Origin of the sequence: Paenibacillus sp. OT2-17 (assembly GCF_009827695.1) — a bacterium.
Classification (GTDB): domain Bacteria; phylum Bacillota; class Bacilli; order Paenibacillales; family Paenibacillaceae; genus Paenibacillus; species Paenibacillus polymyxa_B.
In genome coordinates, this window is sequence record NZ_WUDQ01000018.1 from 1 (window position 1) to 20,941 (window position 20,941).

Here is a 20,941-nt window from a genome sequence, read left to right on the forward strand (position 1 = left end):
GAAGTCAGCGCTTCCGGGTAATTGCTCCATTGAAAAGGAGAGGGTATCCACTCTGGCGGAAACACGAAAATTTGAGATGTCCCCATCAGAGAGCTACGAATGAGCCATGCAAATGGCAACAGCATTAAAACACTACCTATAATTAAAACGACATACAGTACAACACGGCTGATTGGGAATGGTTTGGAACGGGTGGCGGTAGCAGGACTTCGGGAGCGTTCAGGCTGTGGAAGCGGATGTTGTGGTGTTTCTGAAGGATTGACAGAAGAAGTGACCTGATTCATGAACGTTCCCCTCCTTCATAGTGGACCCACTTTTGGGATGTGGAGAAAATCAGAACCGTTAGGACCATGATGACGAAAAATAAGATCCAGGCCAGCGCTGAGGCGTAGCCGATTTTAGTCTCCGTAAAGGCCGTACGCCACAAGTAGAACACATAGAACAGGGTTGAATTGTTAGGTCCCCCGTTGGTCATAACATACGCCTGATTGAATGCCTGAAAGGTGCTGATTAAAGACATGACCAGATTGAAGAAAATGGTTGGTGTCATCGAAGGAATGGTAATGTGAAAAAATTTGTGCCACCTATTGCCGCCGTCTACCTCAGCTGCTTCATACAGATGGGTGGGAACCGACTGAAGTCCCGCCAAAAAGATAATGACCGTGTTCCCGATCCCCCAGGTGCTCATCATGATCAGCGAGGGTATTGCAGTGCTCTCGTCATAAATCCATTTGCTCCCCGGCAGTCCAACGCTCTCCAGCAGCGAATTTAACAGACCAAAATCCGGGTTGAACATCCACAGCCACAGCATCGTGTTGGCAATACTCGGTACAATGGTAGGTAAATAATAAATCGTACGGAACACCGACAAACCCTTCACCTTTTGATTTAATAACAGCGCAATGATAAAAGCTGCCGCCAAGCCTAGAGGTACGCTACCCAGTGCATAATATGTGGTCACGAACATGGATTGGGAAAAGGTAGCATCCTCGGTCAAAATGGTTCGGTAATTGTCCAATCCGATAAAGGTCATCTGTCCGCCAATCGTCCAATCGGTTAAGCTGAATACGAACGAGGCCGCAATCGGTCCAATTGTAAATATCATTAATCCGAGGATGGCAGGAAGCGCGAATAGCAGACCCCAGTTTCGCTCCATACGCATCATTCCTGATTTTGGTCGCTTCATGGGCCGTTCTCCTTTCGCAGCTGTCCCGCCGCATTATTCATCCGGGTATATTCCTTGAAGCAATGGCTGAATGATAGGTTCCAGTTCATCCAGTGCCTGCTGCGGCGTCTTCTTGTTCGTCCAAATCAGATCCAGCCCTGGGGTCAGCTTGGAACCGATATCAGGCCAGTTGCGAAGGGTCGAAGTTGACGGCTTGATCGCATAATCTCTGGCATACTCAATGCCAGCCTTTTGAAATTCCGGTGGATGTGCGGCATTATTTGTCCATGACTGGATGGCCTGCTCATCGGTATAATATTTTTCCTCGATAGGCATCCAAAGACCGGACTTGAACAAATCCACCTTTTCGGGATTGTTATGGTACAAATAAAATTCGAGCGCTTCCTTCGGGTGCTTGGTGCTCTGGAAAATGACCGTGGCTCCCGCAACAATCATCGTTTTGGGCTCTTTTAGCTTCGGCAGAACGCCGATACTCCATTGCAGCTGCTTGTTGTTCGAAAAATCGAGCAGGGACCATGTCCCGTCTACCACCATTGCGACCTTTCTTGTCTGAAGCCGAATTGTATTGGACGGCATGTCCTGCTGCTGGATCAAATCAGGAGAAACATGCTCCTTGAAAACCAGATCCTGCAACTTCTGAAAAACCTCCACCGACTCAGGACTGTTCAGGGTGTACTTCTTGCCCGTTTTGTCAGTCAAACCTCCACCGTTGCTCGCTAAAAGCGGCCCCCAGGAGCTGCGGTCATTGCCAAAGGCAAAGCCGTATTGCACAATATTTTTCGGATCAAATCCACTGTCTCCCGGATGCTTGCCGCTCTGATCCTTGGTCAGCTTTTTGGCAATTTCCAGAAATTCATTCCATGTCCACGCTTTTTGAGGATCAGCCGGAGGGACGGGTACCCCTGCTTCTGTAAACAACTCCTTGTTGTAAAATAACTGCATCACTTCCAATGCGGTGTAATTGCCGATAGACTTGCCGGGTTCGCTGTAGAGATAAGAGGATTTGAGCTTGTTTTTTAATTCGGGATATTCGTCATAATAAGAGGATAAATCCAGGAGTCTACCTTCACTTGCCCATTTCATCGTGAGGGAATCGCCCAGGTAGGCGATATCAGGAAGCTGATTGGCAGCCATTAACGTGTTAATTTTCGTCGTGTAGTCACCAGGGACATGCTCGCCCTTCACCCGGATGTTCGGGTGGGATGCATTAAAGCTTTGAATCATTTTTTCCATCGCCTGCTTCTCATCATTGCTTCCCCAGTACATGAACTTGAGTTCGACCGCATTGGGATTAGCCGGTTCGCCAGCGTTACCACTGCAAGCCGTCAGTCCTGTCAACATCGCCGACATCACGAGAGCCATCCATGTCCGTAACCTTCGTTTCAGCAAATCAACCGGCCCCTTCCTGAACTGGTTTCTCCTTACAAGCCTATTATGCGCCGAGAGCCCAGAGCCGACCACCCAACGACTCCAGACTCTCTTTGTTTTGGTATGATTTTTTTAACAGCGCGTTTACAAAAATGTTTTACGAAACTCCGTCGGGGTCAGTCCGGTATGCTTTTTAAAGGCAATGCTAAAATAGTTGGTATCTGTGAATCCCACAACCTCCGCTACCTCCGCCACCTTGCGATTCGCGTCCAGCAGCAGTTCTCGGGCTCGCTCAAAGCGAACACGCGTCTGGTAGTCGGCGAAGCTTTCACCTGTAACTTGCTTGAAACGGGCACTCAAATATTTGGGGCTCATATTCATGTACTCTGCAAGACGGTTCAGCCCGCCATCCTCCTGAAGATGCTCCCGAATCCATTCCTTGGCCCGTTGGAATTTGCGTGGAATCCCCTTCTCACGTGATTCTCGGACATGACGACCCACCCGAACAAAATAGCGCGATACATAATCAATCATCTCGGGCCCATGCCGTAATCGGGACAGCTCCAACAACGGGTCCTGCTCCTGCATGGACGTTTGTCCTACAGATGCATCACTCTGAACGATCCGCATGACGAACAGCACGAGCTGAGTGACAATCATTTTCACCTGCTTGACGGGCAACCCTGCCAACTGTCCTGACCATTCCTGTAAAATCGCATGTACGGCAGCATCATTGCCTGCTCGAATTTCCGTAATCATTAGCAGTTCCTTCTCCAGTAATTGACTGCTGTTCGGCTCGGCCGCCTGAATACTCTCATAGGGGATGATCTGGCTATAGCCCACCCACCCCCGATGCTCCGCCGCTTGCACAGCTTCTTCATACGCTTCAGGAAGTTGCTCCATCCGTTGTACGGGACGGCTAATCCCGATGGACACGCCCTGGCTCAATTGTTCCTGCACGGCCTGCCGGATCTGCTGTGCCGTCCGCTCCGCCGCCCTGCAAGATGCCGTCGCCAGCAGCACAACACGCCGATCGCGGGAAACCGCCGCACCATGCGCCTTCGCCCCGGCTGCTGCCGCAGCCTCCCCAGCCAGTCCGGCGAATACATGGCTGCTTTTATGCATGGAACCGTGTGGCTTGCTAGTGGCGGTTGCCTCCTGCTGCGACGCCTCCTCCAGCTCGCAGCACAGCACGGTATAAGGCGGCCCACTCGTCTCACCGAAAAATCCCAGCCCGTCCATCTCCCGAATGACCTCGGCTGCAGGACGCCGCTGCTGGAGCAAATCCAGCAGTAGATGCTCCCTGTACAATGGCTCCAATGAACGATGGCGGTGAATGGCTTCCTCCTCGCTTCTTCGCCATTGCGCAATGCGATCCTCTGCCCGGCTCAATGCCGCTTCGAAATCCTCGCTGGTCACCGGCTTGAGCAAATAATCGACCGCTTGAAGCGAAACTGCCTGACGAATATATGTCATAGATTCGTACCCTGTTAGAAATAATAACGGGGTCCGCTGATCCTTTTCCCGAATGGTTTTTGCTACGTCCAGTCCACTCATATCCGGTAAATTAATATCCAGTAAAATCATGTCCGGTCGCTGCTCCGTATACAGACGTAATGCCGTTGCGCCGTCCTCCGCCACATCACTGACTTCCACTGACAGGCCACTTTCCGCCACCATCAGCTTCAGTCCTTCCCGAATATGATATTCGTCGTCCACAATCAGCAGCCGGTACATGCCATCTCCCCTTTCTTATTCGGTTCGAATGGGTGCCAGTAAGGTAACCGAGGTGTACTGACCCGGCTCGCTTGTCACGGACAGTCCATATTGCGGACCATAATGCCGAAGACGTTCATGCACATTGCGCAGCCCAAAGCCAATAGCACTCCCCCGTTCCGCATCCAGCGACTTCCGGATATCGTTCAGACGCTCGACTCCAATACCGCCCCCATCATCACTGACCGTCAAACGCAACATATCCCCTTCCCTTGTACCGGATAACATGATATAGCCACGGTCGGTGCGCCCTTTTAAGCCGTGATAAATAGCATTTTCGACGAGCGGCTGGAGGATTAGTTTGGGTACATAAAATCCGCAAATATCCTCCTCGACCTCGCAAATCCACTCGAACGAATTCCTAAACCTGAACTGCTGCACCTTCACATAGGCGCTTACATGCTCGACTTCCTGTCCCAAACTGATTTGCTCTCGGCCATAACTTAGCGAAATGCGAAAGCATTTACCGAAGGCACCGATTACCTCTGCCATATCGCGTTGCCCATTCGCCAATGCCATTCCCTTCAGTGATTCTAGCGTGTTGTACAAAAAATGCGGATTAATCTGCGCCTGAAGCGCGCGGAACTCCGCTTGCTTACGCGACAGCAATGCTTCGTAGACCTGACCGTACAGTTCATGATTTTTTTGCATCATATGAAGAAAACGCTCCCCGATCTGCCCTACCTCATCCTTAGGATTAAAAACAACGGAAGTAGGAGCTTCGAAAGCTTGGGCTGAGCCTGTAGCGCTCACACTCCCATCGACCGCCATTAATCGGCTCAATTGAAGCAGGGGGCGACGAATCGTGTCACTCAGCCGATAAGACAGCATCCAGCCCAGCATCAATGCAATCAAAAAAGTCCAGATGGTCCAGGCGCCGATTTTCCGCGCATCCTCGAACAGCACGGACTGATCAACTTTTTGCAGCAGCGTCCATTGTCCTTCATTTAACGGGCCGTATGAGATCATCGTCTGGCGGCCGTTCCATGTTCTCCAGTCCTTCGTAAGCACAGGCCTATCCACAGCCGATTTGGCAATCTGCCGCAATAGCGCTTGATCCGCGACACCCTGCTCCGGCAATCGGTATACAGGCTCGCCCTCCTGATCCAGCACCCACATCTGGGTATTGCCGTCTGTTTCATGAAAAGCAAGCCCCCGAAACAGACTGGCCTTGTCGATTTCCAGCAGCAAAAATCCGAGTGGTGCATAATCTCCAGTCGTTTTTCGGAGCAGCTTCCCCACATAGATGCGATCCTCCGCCATCCCGCGTCCGGATTCAAACGGCGAATGAGCCATCCACATCATGGGCCGTTCGGCGAGTAGGCGGCGATAGTATACACGTGCTTCCTCTAATGTAGGAAGGCCGCCAAAACGGACCGAAACATTCCCCTGATAGAGAGAATGCTTGAGCCCGCCATTGGCGGCATATATGAGAGAGGACGTGATATACGGCTTGGTCTGGGTTTGCGTACGGACAACCATACTGAGTGTTTCATCGTTCCGTAAATATTCATAATCATCTTCCGGCTTGGTCTCCAGCGTAAACTGCACATCAGGATTGCTGAGAATGGCATTGGTCAGATCATTCAAGTCGGAGAGCGTCGCATTGACGTAATTTTCACTCATTTGCCGGGACTGCATAGCAAGTGCTTCCGACTTCTCACCAAGGGAATGGGCCGCGATCCGGTAAAAGGTAAAGGTCAGTACCACCATCGGAATGACGGTGAGTACCAGCGTCAGTACAATGAATTTCCCACGGATTGTAGGAATCCCGGCGAACTTTTGACGACCACGGCCTCCCATTCAGCTGCCTCCCTTACACATAGGCTGGGAGCCATGTCCCGTGGGCTGCAATCAGGTCATCACACAGAGAAACGATATCATCCATGGACAGCTCTGCAGACGTGTGCGGGTCCAACATAGCTGCATGATAAATGTGCTCCTTTTTCCCGGTGATTGCAGCTTCAATCGTTAACAGCTGGGTATTAATATTCGTCCGGTTCAGCGCAGCGCATTGAGGTGGCAAATCCCCGACAAAGGTTGGCGTAACCCCGTTACGATTCACCAGACAAGGTACCTCCACACAGGCTTCCTTCGGCAGATTGGTAATTAAGCCTGTGTTCATCACATTGCCGCCAATGGCAAAAGGCTGATTCGTTTCGATCGCCTCAAATATATAAGAGGCATACTCGTTTGACCGTTCATGACGCAGATCCTGATTACCCAAAAGCTCTTCACGCATCGTTTCCCATCGTTCAATCTGGCTCACACAGCGGCGAGGGTATTCATCCAAAGGAATATTGAAGCGCTCAATCAGCTCAGGGTATGCCCGTTTGATAAAATACGGATGATATTCCGCATTATGCTCGGACGATTCCGTAATGTAATAGCCGAATTTTAGCATCATTTCAAAGCGCACCATATCATGATGCTTTTCCTGCTGCTTAGCGGCGGCTCGTTTTTTAATCTCAGGATACAAATCCACACCGTCCTTGCTCACTTCGAGCAGCCACGCCATATGATTGATGCCTGCGATTTTTGCCTTTACACCTTCCTGCTCCAGCCCGAGGCTTTTAAACAGTTCCGGTATACACGCCTGCACGCTATGACACAGCCCTACCGTACGGACACCGCCATAAACGTTCATCACATTCGTTAGCACTGCCATCGGATTCGTGTAGTTGAGAAACCATGCATCCGGGCACACCTCGCGTACATCTGCCGCAAAATCGAGCATCACCGGAATCGTACGTAAATTGCGGAAAATACCGCCAATACCAACCGTATCGGCAATCGTTTGGCGCAGGCCGTATTTTTTAGGAATTTCAAAATCCGTAATTGTACACGGATCATAGCCGCCTACCTGGATGGCGTTTACCACATAGGTCGCCCCACGCAGTGCTTCCTTGCGGTCAGTGTAGGAGCGAATCACACAGGTGCTCCCTGTTGTTTTTTTCAAATTGGATAAAATATTTTCTGAATCTTTTAGCCTTACGGGGTCAATATCGAACAACGCCAACTCAAAGCCCTGCAAAGCAAGCGTCAACATACAATCGCCAAGCACATTTTTAGCAAATACCGTACTGCCTGCACCCAGAAATGTAATCTTGCTCATACTTTTTCCCCCATTCACATTTTTGTTCGCAGCTTTGCACTCCAAATGCAAGGATACCCACCGCCACTCTCCCCTTTATTAGGAGGAAAGTGACGATGGGAAAGGTTAGTCATAACTATGCGTTGTTGCCTCCCATTCAGGATACCCCCGCTGATTTAGCGGAGCTAACAGGCTGAAGCGGTAAGGCAGATGTTACCGAGGGTGTCGTAGTTGGCGGGGTTACTGAATTCTCCGGACTAACCGGTGTTACCGATGAATCCGCAGCCCCAGCCTCAATCACAGTTACCTTCGCAATTGCCTTTAACTCTGTCCCTTCTACTTTACCCTTCAACTCAAACGAACCTGGAGCAGCATATTGTGCAGGGTCTATATCCTCCCATTCCACAGCCACCCATTTGGTGAAGCCTTCTCCATACGTAGCTTCCACCACGCTTGGCAGTTCGGGTTTTTCACCCGCACGAGTCGTCACGTTTACTTCTTTTAACGCGGTGATTTTCTCAGTTGCCGCCAGATTCTGTGCTGTACCAGAGGCCAGTCCTGCCACCTCGGTTGCATTCAAAGCACGGCTGTAGATACGGAATTCATCCACCAGACCATTGAAGTACGGATCAGGGTACTGAGATTTGCCGATGAAATTATTTTTGGTCTGACCCAGACTGGTAGGATTCAAGGTCAGGTTGGTATTGCGTCCCACTTCTTTTCCATCCACGTATAAAATACCTGTGGAACCCGAAAGCGTGACCGCAACATGCTTCCATACGCCTGTCGGCAGTACAGGGCCTTCAATCGTCTGCTCCTGTCCCTGCCCGTTGCCTTGGTTGGTAATGGCAAACAGCATGGTATTTCCTGCTTTAGGCGTCAGGAACATATATTCATTCGTCCCGGAGCCGAAGTCAAAAATCCGCACATAATCGCTCAGGCTGTTCGCTTTGACCCAGCCAGATACGGTCAATTGCTGTGTCCGACTGACAATACCCGCCGGCAGCTGCACATAGCTGTCCTTGCCGTTCAGGCTGACAGCATTGCCTGTTTTACCCGCAGCCCATGCAGCCGTTCCCTTCACGGCAGCATCATTGCCACTGTCCGATGAATCCGCAACTACAGAACCGCTTGTTTCATCAAACTTGTAAACTGCAAGCTGTTCAAGTAACGGAGCCGCCGGTTCAGCTACCACCGTTACTTTAGCCTCAGCTGACAACTGAGAATCGCTGGCTGTCAGCTTGAACACATACGTTCCTGGCTCGGAAACGTCCACCTTCGTGCGCAGCGATGTTTTGTTACTGAATGTGACCTTCGCGTCCTGTGGTCCTTCGACCAGACTCCACTCGCTCGTCACCTTACCTTGTGGAAGTCCATCATCCGTAGCCGTGCCTTTCAGAATGATCTGATCCGGCAGCTTTACCTTCGAATCTTTGCCAGCATCCACGATAGGTGCTTTGTTCGGATCAGGTGTGGTCGGTGTCAGCTCTATCGTATAGGAGGATGCTGTACCAATCTCCAATTTAAGTTTGTTGGTGGTCGCATACGCATTAAACTTTCCTTGCGATTGACCGCCTACTTTAACCAGATACGTTCCTTTCTTCAAACCGTCAAATGTAACGTACGTGGAATGGGCTTGGCCCGGCGTTTGATTTTTCAGTTGGAACCATACATAATCCTTGGATGTTGCCAACTTGGCTTCTGTATATTGATCCTTCTCCAGCTCAATATATAGCTTTTCTGTGATCAGATTGACCCGCTTGAACAGGCCGTCCAGCGGCTTGATCGTATACACGTTGCCGCTTTTGCTCACCTCTGCACCGTAGCCCGTCAATCCGAAAATAGGATCAATCGCGATATCAGCACTTAATGTTTTGAGCGCACCGAACAATCCGAGATCAGCCTCACCGCTCATGCCGCGCCAGCCGTTAAAGAGCGGAACATTTTTACCGCCGCCAGTGCCGTTCGTGCCGTTATTGCCTTTTTCCGCTTGATACGTCCATGCGACCGCCCCGATGTTCTCAGGGTCCGAGCTGATTTGCCCGGAGTTAATCGCTCCAACATTGGCAATTTTAGCTGCATAGGACAACCGTTGTTGTTCCTCACGGTGATTGTCCTCATGATGGCGAATCCAGTCATCCATCGCATATCCGGCAAGCGAAGTCGTGTACTGGAAGTTAAACCAGTTCTCCCCGGTAATCGTCACCGGATCGGTGTAGTAGTACCATACGGGCATATGACCGCGTGCCGCACGGGTTTTGGCATTAATTTTACTCATCATTTCCAGGGCTTTACTTTGCTCGCCCTCTGTATCTATATTCTGCTTGGCTAACGTATATACAGCCTCTTCCCCTGTATTGTCATAGCTATATTCAGAACCGTAAGGATACTTTGTATTTTTAAAATTGTTATATTTACGATCCATTTTTTCCTTGAGATCATTCGCTTCATCATCATAGCCTTCATCATGAAGTGCCTGAATAATATCCGGTGTGGTCAGTTCGCCCATCAAACCTGTTTCCCAGTTGTACGCGACTGGCCCTTCATACAATGCTTTGAAAATGTTATACGCCCGCAGCAAATAGGTTTCCTTTGGATGCTTGTAAGTGACAAGGTCCGGGTATTCCTTGGCAATCTTGTACATGCTGAAATACGTGTTGTATACGTGCGGATACGCATACCCTCGATAGGTCGGTGTATCGTTAGGTTCTGGCATCAAGAAATCATGAATTAAATAATCCTCATGATGTCCGTTCATCAGATTTGTCCAGATCGCCGTCTCCAAATAATCGTCTACTGCCCGCACCTCTTTGGCGACTGGAGACAGTGTGTTTTTCTCAGCCAGGAACTGTCCGTGGGTCAGACCCCAATCGTCTCCCCAGCCCCAATAGCCGTTGAAAATGTTGCGTTTGGATTTGGTATGCATCATCCAATCATCAAATACCTTGTCGCGCAGATCACCCGGTACATTCCATTGGGTTTTGTCGACCATAAATGTAGCATGCCGTTGCAACGCCTGATCAATCGGCTCGATGGCATAGAACTGTAACACCGTTTTGTTGCCGTTTCCGTATTCTACCGTTATGAAGTTCGGACCCAGCTTAGTAAATTTCAGTTCATAAATGTAATGTCCTCCGGCCTTGCTATCTGTCTGCGGAATAACGGTTCCGTCTGGATAGGTTACTTTGCTGATCGCCTGCTTGGAGCGCAGGTCCACCTTCGCTTTTTGATTCGTAGGCACGATCATGCCGGGTACGACTGTTGTATCCACCAAGTTTTCTTGGTACAACGTATCTTTTACATCATGCTCGTCCTTCACCGCCAGAAACTTGAAGCCATAGTTTTTGCTTTGACCAGGATTCAGGATCAGGCTTGTATTGGGCAAATACCCCCGATTCGTGGACTTGATGACATTGGAATGAATATAAAATACATTGAGTCCTTCCAGCCATTTGCCTTCGTTGGCTGGATTCCAGGCCCATTTGCTGCCCGGATGCTCCTCATCCCGCCAGTGATCCTGATATTCAAAACCCGCACCTGTTGTGGAATCAGGAATCAGCAGCAGGGAAGAACCAATGCCGCTGGGACGCCCAGCTGTAATATAGGAGCTGTTATTGCCGACAAAGGAATGCGTCACCACTCTAGTTTCGTAGATCGCATCACCGTTGGTCCACTGCTCATTAAAAGGCAGAGGCAAACCGAAATCGCCAATCTCCAATTTTTTTCCACTTGTATTCTGCACCTGTATATTCCACAGCACCGAACCATTCGACTCTGCCGAATACGTTTCAATGACTTTAAAATTGCGTATGCCTTCTGCGTTAGTAGAATTCTCGTACGTGACAGTGACACGGTTACCACTGGTTGTGATCTTACGTGCGTCTGCCGACTTGTTCGTCCATGCCTTCGTCCAGCTGCCTCCATCCAAGCGGTACGTGAACATCAGCTCTCCTAGCCACTGATGATCTGCGGTGTTCTGCTCAGGTGTAACCGTTGCGTTCATCACGTACTCTGTCGGGAAAGCATCTCCCTTGATACGTATGGATGAAATTTCTCCATGCTCGCCTGTCTGAATCGTCAGCTTGTCATTGGATAGTTCATGGGCCTCTGCCGTATGCGTCCCAAACAACACAGACGCTGTGGTTAAAAACAAAAATGCCGCCAATATTCCCTTAAATTTCATCAACACGGCCTCCTTTTGGATCTCGGGGTCCTGATTTGTTTGCCAATCACCTGAAGTCTCTTCATTTCGCCGCAACCTCCTTGGAAATGTAAGCGTTACAACTCTATTGTACAAATCCTTGTCCATTGGTAAAATCAACATTTTCAACCGATTTATATAGGATTTCAACCTAATCATGAGATGAGTTATAGTGGTGAGTAGCGAGCGCTGCACATACAGATCATTCTTCCGATCGCTGTTGTAATGAGATTTTTTGTATTTAAATAAGGTAAGACTTTCATAGATACATCGGGGTTTGAACAAATCATACAAACAGACACTATAAGAATTTATTTTGAGTTGCTGTAATGGGGAATCGATACTTTGGGTTTTTCCAGACGCGAGGTTATTTATTAAGAGAGATTCGCTCCTAAGGTAGAATTTGGAGTCTGTGTATGTAAAGAATTTTGGGGATAGGGTATGGGGAAAAATCTGAGTCGCGTATGAAAACTAATATAGTCCATAGGTATCTGGTAAATAGGTGGTAGTGAGAGGATTAGGCAAACATTTGGCACGAACGGGATAACGATCGCTTTGTCATCTGGTGCATAATAAGGATGTGAAGTGGGTGTCTGTTATGAATATGGATTGTAGTTGATTTATACATAATAATTAAAAATACTGGAGGATTTTATATGCAAAAAGTAACTTTGAACAATGGGGTTGAGATGCCTATACTCGGTTTTGGTGTTTATCAGATCCAAGATGCAAATGAATGTGAACAAAGCGTTTATGACGCTATTATGGCAGGCTATCGGTTGATAGATACCGCTGCCTCTTATTTAAATGAAGAAGCAGTTGGCAGAGCGATTAATCGAAGTGGCGTGACAAGAGAGGAGTTATTTATCACTACGAAACTTTGGGTTCAGGATACTGGTTATGAGCGTACAAAAAAGGCATTTGAAAAATCACTGGAAAGATTGCAGTTGGATTATTTGGATTTGTATTTAATTCACCAGCCATATGGAGATGTGTTTGGTTCTTGGCGCGCTATGGAGGAATTGTATCGTGAAGGAAAGGTCCGTGCAATCGGCGTTAGTAACTTCCATGAGGATCGCCTGATCGATTTGATTATTCATAATGAAGTAGTTCCTGCCGTAAACCAGGTTGAAACGCACCCATTCAATCAGCAAATTGAAAATGCAAAATTCATGAAAGAGAATAACGTTCAGATCGAATCCTGGGCGCCTTTTGCTGAAGGGAAAAATAACTTGTTCCAGCATGAGATATTGGCAGCCATAGCTGAAAAGTATAATAAATCCGTTGCTCAGGTGGTTTTACGCTGGTTGACACAAAGAGAAGTTGTTGTGATTCCAAAGTCCGTTCGTAAAGAAAGAATTATCGAAAACTTCGATATCTTTGACTTTGAGTTAAGCCAAGAGGATATGGAGTCGATTACTACGTTAGATACGAAACAGAGCCTGTTCTTTTCACATCGCGATCCTGACATGGTGAAATGGATCGGTAGCCGTAAACTCGATATCTAACCCTCTTTCAAAAGATCACCCGTAGGTTTTGATTACACCAAAAGAACCAACAATTTAACAATAACCGTTAGAAGTATGGAGTAGATGCCCTAAGGAAATCTACTCCTCTTTTTCGTTTGCGGTATCAATGTATTTATTGAACTATCGTTCCCCGTTAGTTTAATACATTTATCAAAGAAGGGACGTCCCCCATCACAGATGTCTGGAGAAACGCCCCTATCTCTTGCCTTTCCGTCTGGTGCATATGGCGGCCGGACGGATGTGCCTGATTCCTTGCTCATTCCACAATTTCCGCTCCTGTTCGCCTGTCGGCGGTGATCGCTACAAAGCAATACATTTATGTCGTAGGAGCACAATGTCCCCGTACCAAATTATTGCACCGCAGAAATATTGAGGGCGGCCTCTATTTGATATTGGCATTATTATCGAAAAATACTGCATTTCTTTCCCTCTATGCAACCTGCGTAATAACAAGGTGCGCGGAAACTGGTCTTGTTCCTCCAGCTAATGGAGTGATCGTGAGTGCCGCGGCATTGCCAGCAGGATTTCGCACTGTGAGTACTGAATTAATGACCGTTGTTTGTACAAGAGCCATTCCTACTATTTGAGAAGTACCTGTTGCACGCCCGACCACCGTATAAGCCAGGTCAGCGCCGTTGAGTGTTAAAATGAGTTGACCCGGTTCGTTTACACCTACCTGAAACAAAACCTGATAAGTGCCAATTGTAGCCAAGTTAAAAGAACTCGCATTTATACGGGTAATTGCAGTCCCACTGATTGGACCATCTTGCGGAAAACTCACGTCCGTGTCGGGAGCAACAGTTGCTGCATTATCAGGAGGCATCAAGGCAAAGAAATCTGCAAAGCCTAATACTCCACCTGCTGGTCCTGCTGCTCCTGTTGCTCCTGCTGGACCTGTTGCTCCTGCTGCTCCTGTTGCTCCTGTTGCTCCTGCTGGACCTGTTAGCCCTGCTGCTCCTGCTGGTCCCGCTGGCCCTGCTGGTCCTGCTGCTCCTGCTGGTCCCGCTGGCCCTGCTGGTCCTGCTGGTCCTGCTGGTCCTGCCAATCCAGCTGCGCCAATTGCTCCTGCAATCCCTGCAAGTCCCTGTGGGCCAAGCGCTCCTGCAAGTCCTTCGGGGCCAAGTGCGCCTATCGCTCCTGCAATCCCTGCCAATCCTTGGGGGCCAAGTGCTCCTGCAAGTCCTTGAGGTCCTGCTTCTGCAATTGCTCCCGCAAGTCCTTGAAGTAATTGCTGACCTTTAGGTGGGGGACACGGTACCCGCACTATTTTTTTAATAACTAGAAGACGTCGTTTCTTTTTTTCCCCTTTTGGATGGCAAACAATTGCGGTTTTCTTTTTGCACGATTTTTTTTTATACAGAAAACTCAACCGTTTCTTTTTTCTTTTCTTTTGGATGGCAAACAATTGTGGTTTTCTTTTTGCGCGATTTTTTTTATCCGGACAACTCAACAACGACACCTCCCTATAAAGATAGTTTAGTGTACGTAAGTTATTTATTTTAGGCATGGACGAATAGCCGGTTATTGGCTAGACTAAAAACCATTTTTAGAATATTGGGTGTTTAGTAGGGTGCTGTTATTTCACAAACCACAACACTCTTTCAGTATGATTACAAAATTTAATCATCCTTCACTGCGTCAACCAAAATCACATTTGGGTCTCTTTTTGTACCTCACAGTGGCAGTGTGCTCCCTGTTCTAAATTCAAATATCGTTTCCCGTTAGTTGAATCATTTCTGTGATTGATCCACCTTGTAGATTCTTCTGGTAAGCGCCTGGTCATCATCTGTCCATGATATTTGGAGCTGTTTGCGGGTTTTTGAGTGCAGGCAGTAGAATGCCATCGATTAGCGCTGTGAAGAAAGGCTTGTCGAACGGTTTGCGCTGGATGAGTCCGCGAAAGGAAGCCATTGAAGTAATGACCTGACAAGCCATCTCAATGTCCGCGTGAGCGGGAATTTCACCGCCGACAAATGTTATTGTTGATATTTGATACTTACGAACTAGCGTTCTATAATAAGGGTAATATCACTGTTCGGAGATGATTTGCCCATGGATTTAAAGGAACTGAAGAGGCATACTGATACATTGGACGATGACGGTAAGCGAGAGCTTATCTACTTTTTACAGTCTCGAACCAAGGGTGTGGCGGTTCCAGTTTGTGCGATTGATGAAATTCAAGAGCAGAAGCATAAAGCATAAAGTATAAAGTATGAAGATGATCAGATAATAAATTTGTACACATAAGGAGATAAAAATTATGGCAAAAAACAAATTACTAAGAATGGACAATGTTGGCATCGTTGTAGAATTCCTTGATGACGCAATCTCTTTCTTCGAGGAGATTGGCTTGAAGCTCGAAGGGCGAGCTACTGTCGAAGGTGAATGGGCTGGTCGTGTAACCGGGCTGGGTTCACAGTGTGTAGAGATTGCTATGATGGTTACCCCAGATGGCCACAGCCGACTTGAACTTTCGCGATTTCTCACCCCACCTACTATATCCGATCACCGAACTGCTCCTGTAAATGCCCTCGGTTATCTACGCGTCATGTTCACCGTTGAAGACATTGACGAAATGGTATCCAGACTCACAAAGTATGGTGCTCAGATCGTTGGCGAAGTGGTTCAGTACGAGGACTCGTATCGGCTCTGCTACATTCGTGGAATTGAAGGACTTCTAATCGGTTTGGCGGAACAACTCGGTAATAAATAAGTGACGTTTAAAAGAAGACTTAACTGAAATATACATTGCTAGAGTAAAAAATAGAAACAAAAAAGCAGTGTGAAAGTATTTCGAAGAAGTCGGGTGCATCAATCATATAAACACCGTTAAAGGGACTCAACTAACGGGATCAATAGCTCAATAAACCGCCTTTTCACCAAGGCGGTTTTCTTACGGTCAAATATCAACATTAGAATGTAACATAGCCTTTAAAAAAATATACCTCCCCCCATTATTGTACAGAAGGGATAAGGATATTGTCGTGGATATGCCACTTTATCGTCTGCCCTCTCCTTGTGTTAGTTGAACTATCGTTTCCCGTTAATTTAATAACTCTATATGCAAGTTCCCTTACTGACCATCATGTATTATAATTCTATAAAAAGGGAAGGGACTCTTCTGCCCATGGAATTATCGAGGTCTCAGCAATTAGCTCAAGAGTATGTAACAAATTATGCAAGAAGCCGCAAAAATGAGGCAGAGCAAACAATTAGGGAAATCCTTCGTATGTCCAACATCGAGCTAAAGACATTTGAAGACGCTATCACTAAACTAAAATCTCATGCAAGTATTGCGCTACACTTTCACCCAGATCGATTAGATCCGACCATGAAAAGCGTTGCTGAAGGACTACTTGAGCAGGGAATTTACAAAAGTCAGTTTGAGACTTTCCTATCGAATGGAAGTGTATCAGCATTTTCAGGTGGTGAACGTGACGTTTGGGAGAATAAAATGTTTGGCGGAGCGTACCAAATAAATGGCTCAACCAATAGCGAACGGCCCAAGTATGGGGCACTCAATGTCATGTTACATCCCGATGGACCTGCTCCACGTTTTGGATCATGCTATTTCCTTTTATCCACAGAGGTCTCTCATCGTTGCACTTATACTTATTTGGATTCTCACCAAGACCCCAAGGAAAAGGGGACGTATGAGGAATTTGACCTCATTTTGGCTGCTCTCATGAGGGATGCGTTCTATAGTGATTTTGCCATTGGTGAAAGAAATCTGACGGTTCGAAAGTTAATCGACCATATGCTCGTCAATCTTGAGAAACCATTCCAAAATCCATCAAACAAAGAGCCAAACCGAAATCTTGACCACTATATCGAAGCTCAGGTTCATGGTGACATTTTTCTTAAAGAAGACGTAAAGATGCTTGTTGCCGACCCATCATTTAAAGGCACCAATACTGGACGAATCTTAGAGCAGATATGTTTAAAGTATTCAGTTGATCTTTACTGGCACATGGGCTTTACACTTTTGGTTGATGAGGTTCCTATGGATTTTAGAGGTCCTTCCATGCCTTCACTAGCCAAAAGAATTGCGCAAAGTAATTTTATTGATGCAAATATGATTGGCTCTGCAGCTATCGACTTGAAACGAAATCCAAGTAATTGGAGCGATAGAGGAACCTACAAAGAAGTTCTACAAGAATTAAAATTACTCTGGCATGTTTTAGTGAGATATGGAAAGCCAATGGAAAAGTGAACAATTTTCTGTGAAGATGGAGCAATTCTGTACCCTTCTCCTTCATTCACTAACCTGCCCATTAGTTTTACCTTCGTTTGTTGTGCCTTATTCCGACTAATCTCTACGAGCTACACGAAACCCTTGATCGGGTCCAAAGCCATTCGCATCAAACCTGGTCTCTATACCAGTCCCAACACCATTCTCTTACGTTGCCAGACATATCGTAAATTCCTAACTCGTTGGGTTTCCGGGTACCGATCGATTTTGTTTTATTATTGTTGCTCTCTATGATAGGCCAGTTCCAGTCTCCAGATAAGTACTTGTCTCCGGCATTTTTCCAATACCATGCGACCTCGTCGGCATTATTGCTTCCGCTGTATGTGTAGCCCTTGCTCGCCTGACCTCCGCCTGCAGCATATTCCCACTCCACTTCTGTGGGCAAACGGTAACCGTTAGCTTCCTCATTAATCGTTACTGTCCATTTTATATTATCGTTATCATTCTTATTATTCGGGTCTTTTTTATCCTTATTTATGTTGTAATACGGTTTTCTACCGGCATATTGTCGACTACAAATACCGAGGAATTACTTCCCATGACTTCAACCCACTCTTTTTGAGTTACCTCATATTTGTCGATATAAAAGTTCGATAGTGCCACGCTTTTTCCAGAGTTGTTGTACTTGTTGTTTTGAAAAGTCTCACCTTCCACGAATACAAGGTTATCCTTTTTTTCAGGCTTATCTTACGAACATGCGCTGATCACAACCATTGGTGCTATTAAAAGGAAAATTAATAGCTTTCTCATTGATATATCTCCTTTAAGCTGGTAGGGAAAATCATAGGCCGTGATGGCCTGTAACTCACCTCCAGCAGCGTTGAAGGCCGTTCGTCTGGCAGGTAACGGCCTGCAACGCATCCGCACTGACACTGACGGAGAGACTGGAGGGGAACGGCCATCGGCCTGTCTCCATTGTTTAGGAATTGGTGTTTCCTTCATGATCATTCGTGTAAATCCTATCCAACAGCTCTCAAAACCCGCTTATCCCGTGAGACAGTCCCAACCGCGCCTGTTCGTTGAACAGCTTGCAGTTGAGTGGTTACCACACCGTTACGTTAGAGCTCCCGCTACTCTGATACCCCTCTGTCGCCAACACCTGGTAAGACCAGTTACTTCCCAGATTCATTCCTTTGCTCGCCCATGCTTTCACGTGGTTGCTGAAAGTGATCGTGGAGTTACCCCCCGTCGGTCTCTTCGACTGTCGAACACTCCAGTACTGAATAAACGTCGTTTTTTGGCCTTCAATGGAAGGTGCGTCGTATCGCATTGTTGTGTAGATGTCATATGTGCCCCCATCACTGGTCACCGTACCTTTATACGTTCCGGTAGGTCGATAAGTCCCCCAGCTATCAACGACGTAATATTCGATGAGTGAGTTTCTCGTCCACCCGTAGAGAGCCAAATATCCATTACCGGACGGCGCCCAGACACCGGCATTGTAGTTAATCGTTCTGTTTGGCGATCCAGTAGTCCAGCCTTTGCCGACAACAAAATTCCCGGTATCCTTCCATGTTACGCTGTAATTACCGCCTGATCCATTAACAGCATTGACCGTCCCACCGCCATCGGTCCAATTTTGCCAATAGTCTGTCGCTGCACTTGAGGTTGTTGCAAACAACCCAAAACTCATGGAAGCTGCAAGAACTACCGTCATCATTTTCTTACTAAACTTAAACATACTTTCCCTCCTAAAATTTTTGTGTTTGTCCCATACACCTGCTTGTTAGTTGGTTCTCTTTGCAGTACATTGCTTATCCGTGTCATATCCCGTTTTTTTACTTTTACCTCCTTTCTGAGTAAATTATAGAATGATAGCGTTTGCATAAAAACCTAGCAAATTAAAGCTTTAACTCTATTATGTTTAGCTTTCTTTAAAATTTATAGAAGCTGTCGAGGAAAGTAAGCTCCACAATACGGTTATGATGGGACGATTCAACGAATAATTACAGCGAGGGAAAGCACCACTTAAACGCGTAGTGGCGCCTCAGGTACATTTTCAACTCAACTTATAAAAACTTTATGCAAATAACGCATAAATATCAATATACATCCATCTCATGCTGTAAAATGTACTTGGGTGATTAGCAGTACATAAGGGAATTCTCGATTCACGTGAGGAAAAACACTTAACTTTTCATAAGGAGGTATGATAAAAAATGATTTTGGAGGATATGTATTATGGCAAATGGCGTCCTAGTGAACAGATAAATTCAACCGACCCTGAATCTCAAAAAGTGAATCAAAAAATTAGTGATCTCATGGAGATGTTGAAAAGCAAATTACCAGCAGTCGAGTTTGAGTCAATTGAAGTCATGTTTGATTTATTAAGCGAGTCAACTTCCCTGCACTCCGCAGCAGCATTCATTCACGGGTACCGGGCGGGGGCATTAACGATGATTGAAGTATTTAGCGAGGACAAAGAAATTGTTGATCGTAATAGATAGATGATGGAGGAGTTATGGTGGTGAGCCCGTTACGCATGCAGATTGTTCTTCCGATCGCTGTTATCCCTAGATTTTTCCTCAGTAAATAAAATTAAAAATCCGGGGATAACAAAACGAATGGAGGGGCTCCCTAGCCTCTGCCTACGCCCCCCAGCGCATTCATCAAGAACTCGTAAATTTCCAGTTCGTTGATTTTATCGCCATCGGTCACTATGTTATGCTGAACTTGCAGTCCGTTCTTGAACACGGTGAACATCCGAGCTGTCCTGTCCGCATCGATTGAAATAGGGATAGCTCCATTCTGCTGTCCGACTTCGATCCACGTTTTGGCAGTGAGGATAGATGCTTCATGATAACGTTTCAGAATGCCAGCCACGGCGGGCTTATCCTGTTGGCTGAGTAGATAAATAAAAATCAGGCTGGCAGCGCTGTCCCCACTACCAATGTTACGAAGCCGTTCAGTTAAGGTGTTAAGCGGGGACTTGATTCCTTCTGGTCCTGCGGGAGTCCGGGCGACAGATTCAAAAAAGCGCTGATTGGTTTTCGCCATTCCCTCCTCTAGAATCATACCGAACAATTCATCTTTGCTTTTGACATAATGGTAAATGGCTCCTTTAGTCAGTCCGCTGCGGTCCGCAATATCCTGTAGTGTCGTCGCCCGACAGCCTTTCTCCATAATCATCTCTTCGGCAATCTCAAGCAGCTTTTTTAGACTGTCGTTCATCACTTTGTCTTGCATAATCTTTTACCTCCCGGTTGTCTGTCTTTTTATTCGTTTAATGAAACCTATATTCCACCAGATCGTCAAACCAATAAGTGCGTAGGTGAAAAACGAGGATACGGCTTGACGTCATGACTTTTTACATAAGTATCATTAAGGTTTTTTGCTCCTTGTTAAACCTGCTTTTTGAGAGCTTACATTCTCTCTATATTTCCTCATGTTGCTACACGTTTCGCATACCCTACAACTACAAAAAGGGAGATGGCGGCTTGCCATCTCCCTTGCTTTTATTCTTCCCCCACACTTCCTGCTTAAAAACTTGTTGCGGCACAGGTGGTCGGTGAGCGGAGCGGGCAGAATTGTTCTG

General features: G+C 46.9%; 14 protein-coding genes and 3 pseudogenes. 5 read left to right on the top strand and 12 right to left on the bottom strand.

The window, feature by feature from the left end:
- From GRP75_RS06470 to GRP75_RS06500, 7 genes and pseudogenes are all read right to left on the bottom strand, one after another.
- Positions 1–284, bottom strand: a pseudogene (locus tag GRP75_RS06470) (carbohydrate ABC transporter permease); the annotation flags it as partial.
- Complete coding sequence (locus GRP75_RS06475) at positions 281–1,186, bottom strand: carbohydrate ABC transporter permease (RefSeq protein WP_160788882.1); 906 nt, start codon at positions 1,184–1,186, stop codon at positions 281–283. The gene GRP75_RS06475 and the pseudogene GRP75_RS06470, both read right to left, overlap by 4 nt.
- A gap of 33 nt (positions 1,187–1,219) precedes the next feature.
- Positions 1,220–2,575 carry an ABC transporter substrate-binding protein gene (locus tag GRP75_RS06480; protein WP_237448943.1) on the bottom strand — a complete coding sequence of 452 codons (1,356 nt, stop codon included), beginning with the start codon at positions 2,573–2,575 and terminating at the stop codon, positions 1,220–1,222.
- A gap of 123 nt (positions 2,576–2,698) precedes the next feature.
- Positions 2,699–4,291, bottom strand: a complete 1,593-nt coding sequence (locus tag GRP75_RS06485) for a response regulator (protein ID WP_160788883.1) — start codon at positions 4,289–4,291, stop codon at positions 2,699–2,701.
- A 15-nt stretch (positions 4,292–4,306) separates the two neighbouring features.
- Positions 4,307–6,133: a cache domain-containing sensor histidine kinase gene (locus tag GRP75_RS06490; protein WP_160788884.1), complete on the bottom strand. Its 1,827-nt coding sequence runs from the start codon at positions 6,131–6,133 to the stop codon at positions 4,307–4,309.
- 13 nt (positions 6,134–6,146) lie between these two features.
- A complete protein-coding gene (melA, locus tag GRP75_RS06495; protein ID WP_160788885.1) occupies positions 6,147–7,445 on the bottom strand; it encodes an alpha-glucosidase/alpha-galactosidase in 1,299 nt (432 codons plus the stop codon).
- A 136-nt stretch (positions 7,446–7,581) separates the two neighbouring features.
- The gene (locus GRP75_RS06500) at positions 7,582–11,607 is read right to left on the bottom strand and encodes a DUF5695 domain-containing protein (RefSeq protein ID WP_160788886.1); all 4,026 of its coding nucleotides are present in this window, start codon (positions 11,605–11,607) and stop codon (positions 7,582–7,584) included.
- Positions 11,608–12,281: 674 nt separating this feature from the next.
- On the opposite strand from GRP75_RS06500, the gene GRP75_RS06505 reads away from it, so the two are divergent.
- Entirely contained in the window at positions 12,282–13,133 is an 852-nt protein-coding gene (locus GRP75_RS06505; protein WP_023987239.1) for an aldo/keto reductase, read from the top strand.
- Positions 13,134–13,584: 451 nt separating this feature from the next.
- On the opposite strand, the gene GRP75_RS06510 is transcribed toward GRP75_RS06505, so the two are convergent.
- Positions 13,585–14,613, bottom strand: a complete 1,029-nt coding sequence (locus tag GRP75_RS06510) for a collagen-like protein (protein WP_337194213.1) — start codon at positions 14,611–14,613, stop codon at positions 13,585–13,587.
- Between the two features lie 323 nt (positions 14,614–14,936).
- Positions 14,937–15,089 carry a hypothetical protein gene (locus GRP75_RS06515; protein WP_237448944.1) on the bottom strand — a complete coding sequence of 51 codons (153 nt, stop codon included), beginning with the start codon at positions 15,087–15,089 and terminating at the stop codon, positions 14,937–14,939.
- A 117-nt stretch (positions 15,090–15,206) separates the two neighbouring features.
- On the opposite strand from GRP75_RS06515, the pseudogene GRP75_RS06520 reads away from it, so the two are divergent.
- The 3 genes and pseudogenes from GRP75_RS06520 to GRP75_RS06530 form a co-directional block, all read left to right on the top strand.
- Positions 15,207–15,350, top strand: a pseudogene (locus GRP75_RS06520) (IS1595 family transposase); the annotation flags it as partial.
- 64 nt (positions 15,351–15,414) lie between these two features.
- The gene (locus GRP75_RS06525) at positions 15,415–15,867 is read left to right on the top strand and encodes a VOC family protein (RefSeq protein WP_160788887.1); all 453 of its coding nucleotides are present in this window, start codon (positions 15,415–15,417) and stop codon (positions 15,865–15,867) included.
- Positions 15,868–16,281: 414 nt separating this feature from the next.
- Positions 16,282–17,367: a DUF3626 domain-containing protein gene (locus GRP75_RS06530; protein ID WP_160788888.1), complete on the top strand. Its 1,086-nt coding sequence runs from the start codon at positions 16,282–16,284 to the stop codon at positions 17,365–17,367.
- Between the two features lie 96 nt (positions 17,368–17,463).
- Here GRP75_RS06530 and GRP75_RS06535 read toward each other — a convergent pair.
- Both GRP75_RS06535 and GRP75_RS06540 read right to left on the bottom strand, forming a co-directional pair.
- A pseudogene (locus GRP75_RS06535) lies at positions 17,464–18,156 on the bottom strand (formylglycine-generating enzyme family protein).
- Positions 18,157–18,448: 292 nt separating this feature from the next.
- Positions 18,449–19,087 (bottom strand): glycoside hydrolase family 11 protein, encoded by a 639-nt coding sequence (locus GRP75_RS06540; protein WP_025720875.1) that lies wholly within the window; start codon positions 19,085–19,087, stop codon positions 18,449–18,451.
- A gap of 478 nt (positions 19,088–19,565) precedes the next feature.
- Here GRP75_RS06540 and GRP75_RS06545 point away from each other — a divergent pair, with 478 nt between their 5' ends.
- The gene (locus GRP75_RS06545) at positions 19,566–19,853 is read left to right on the top strand and encodes a DUF6809 family protein (protein WP_025720873.1); all 288 of its coding nucleotides are present in this window, start codon (positions 19,566–19,568) and stop codon (positions 19,851–19,853) included.
- Between the two features lie 130 nt (positions 19,854–19,983).
- Here the strand turns inward: GRP75_RS06545 and GRP75_RS06550 are convergent, their stop codons facing one another.
- A complete protein-coding gene (locus GRP75_RS06550; RefSeq protein ID WP_160788889.1) occupies positions 19,984–20,592 on the bottom strand; it encodes a TetR/AcrR family transcriptional regulator in 609 nt (202 codons plus the stop codon).
- Positions 20,593–20,941 lie beyond the last annotated feature (349 nt).

Excerpts from the sequence above, each read along its gene's own strand:
- GRP75_RS06475 (WP_160788882.1), bottom strand. The coding sequence starts at position 1,186 with ATGAAGCGACCAAAATCAGGAATGATGCGTATGGAGCGAAACTGGGGT.
- GRP75_RS06485 (WP_160788883.1), bottom strand. The coding sequence starts at position 4,291 with ATGTACCGGCTGCTGATTGTGGACGACGAATATCATATTCGGGAAGGA.
- GRP75_RS06490 (WP_160788884.1), bottom strand. The coding sequence starts at position 6,133 with ATGGGAGGCCGTGGTCGTCAAAAGTTCGCCGGGATTCCTACAATCCGT.
- melA (WP_160788885.1), bottom strand. The coding sequence starts at position 7,445 with ATGAGCAAGATTACATTTCTGGGTGCAGGCAGTACGGTATTTGCTAAA.
- GRP75_RS06500 (WP_160788886.1), bottom strand. The coding sequence starts at position 11,607 with ATGAAATTTAAGGGAATATTGGCGGCATTTTTGTTTTTAACCACAGCG.
- GRP75_RS06505 (WP_023987239.1), top strand. The coding sequence starts at position 12,282 with ATGCAAAAAGTAACTTTGAACAATGGGGTTGAGATGCCTATACTCGGT.
- GRP75_RS06515 (WP_237448944.1), bottom strand. The coding sequence starts at position 15,089 with ATGGCTTGTCAGGTCATTACTTCAATGGCTTCCTTTCGCGGACTCATC.
- GRP75_RS06525 (WP_160788887.1), top strand. The coding sequence starts at position 15,415 with ATGGCAAAAAACAAATTACTAAGAATGGACAATGTTGGCATCGTTGTA.
- GRP75_RS06530 (WP_160788888.1), top strand. The coding sequence starts at position 16,282 with ATGGAATTATCGAGGTCTCAGCAATTAGCTCAAGAGTATGTAACAAAT.
- GRP75_RS06540 (WP_025720875.1), bottom strand. The coding sequence starts at position 19,087 with ATGTTTAAGTTTAGTAAGAAAATGATGACGGTAGTTCTTGCAGCTTCC.
- GRP75_RS06545 (WP_025720873.1), top strand. The coding sequence starts at position 19,566 with ATGATTTTGGAGGATATGTATTATGGCAAATGGCGTCCTAGTGAACAG.
- GRP75_RS06550 (WP_160788889.1), bottom strand. The coding sequence starts at position 20,592 with ATGCAAGACAAAGTGATGAACGACAGTCTAAAAAAGCTGCTTGAGATT.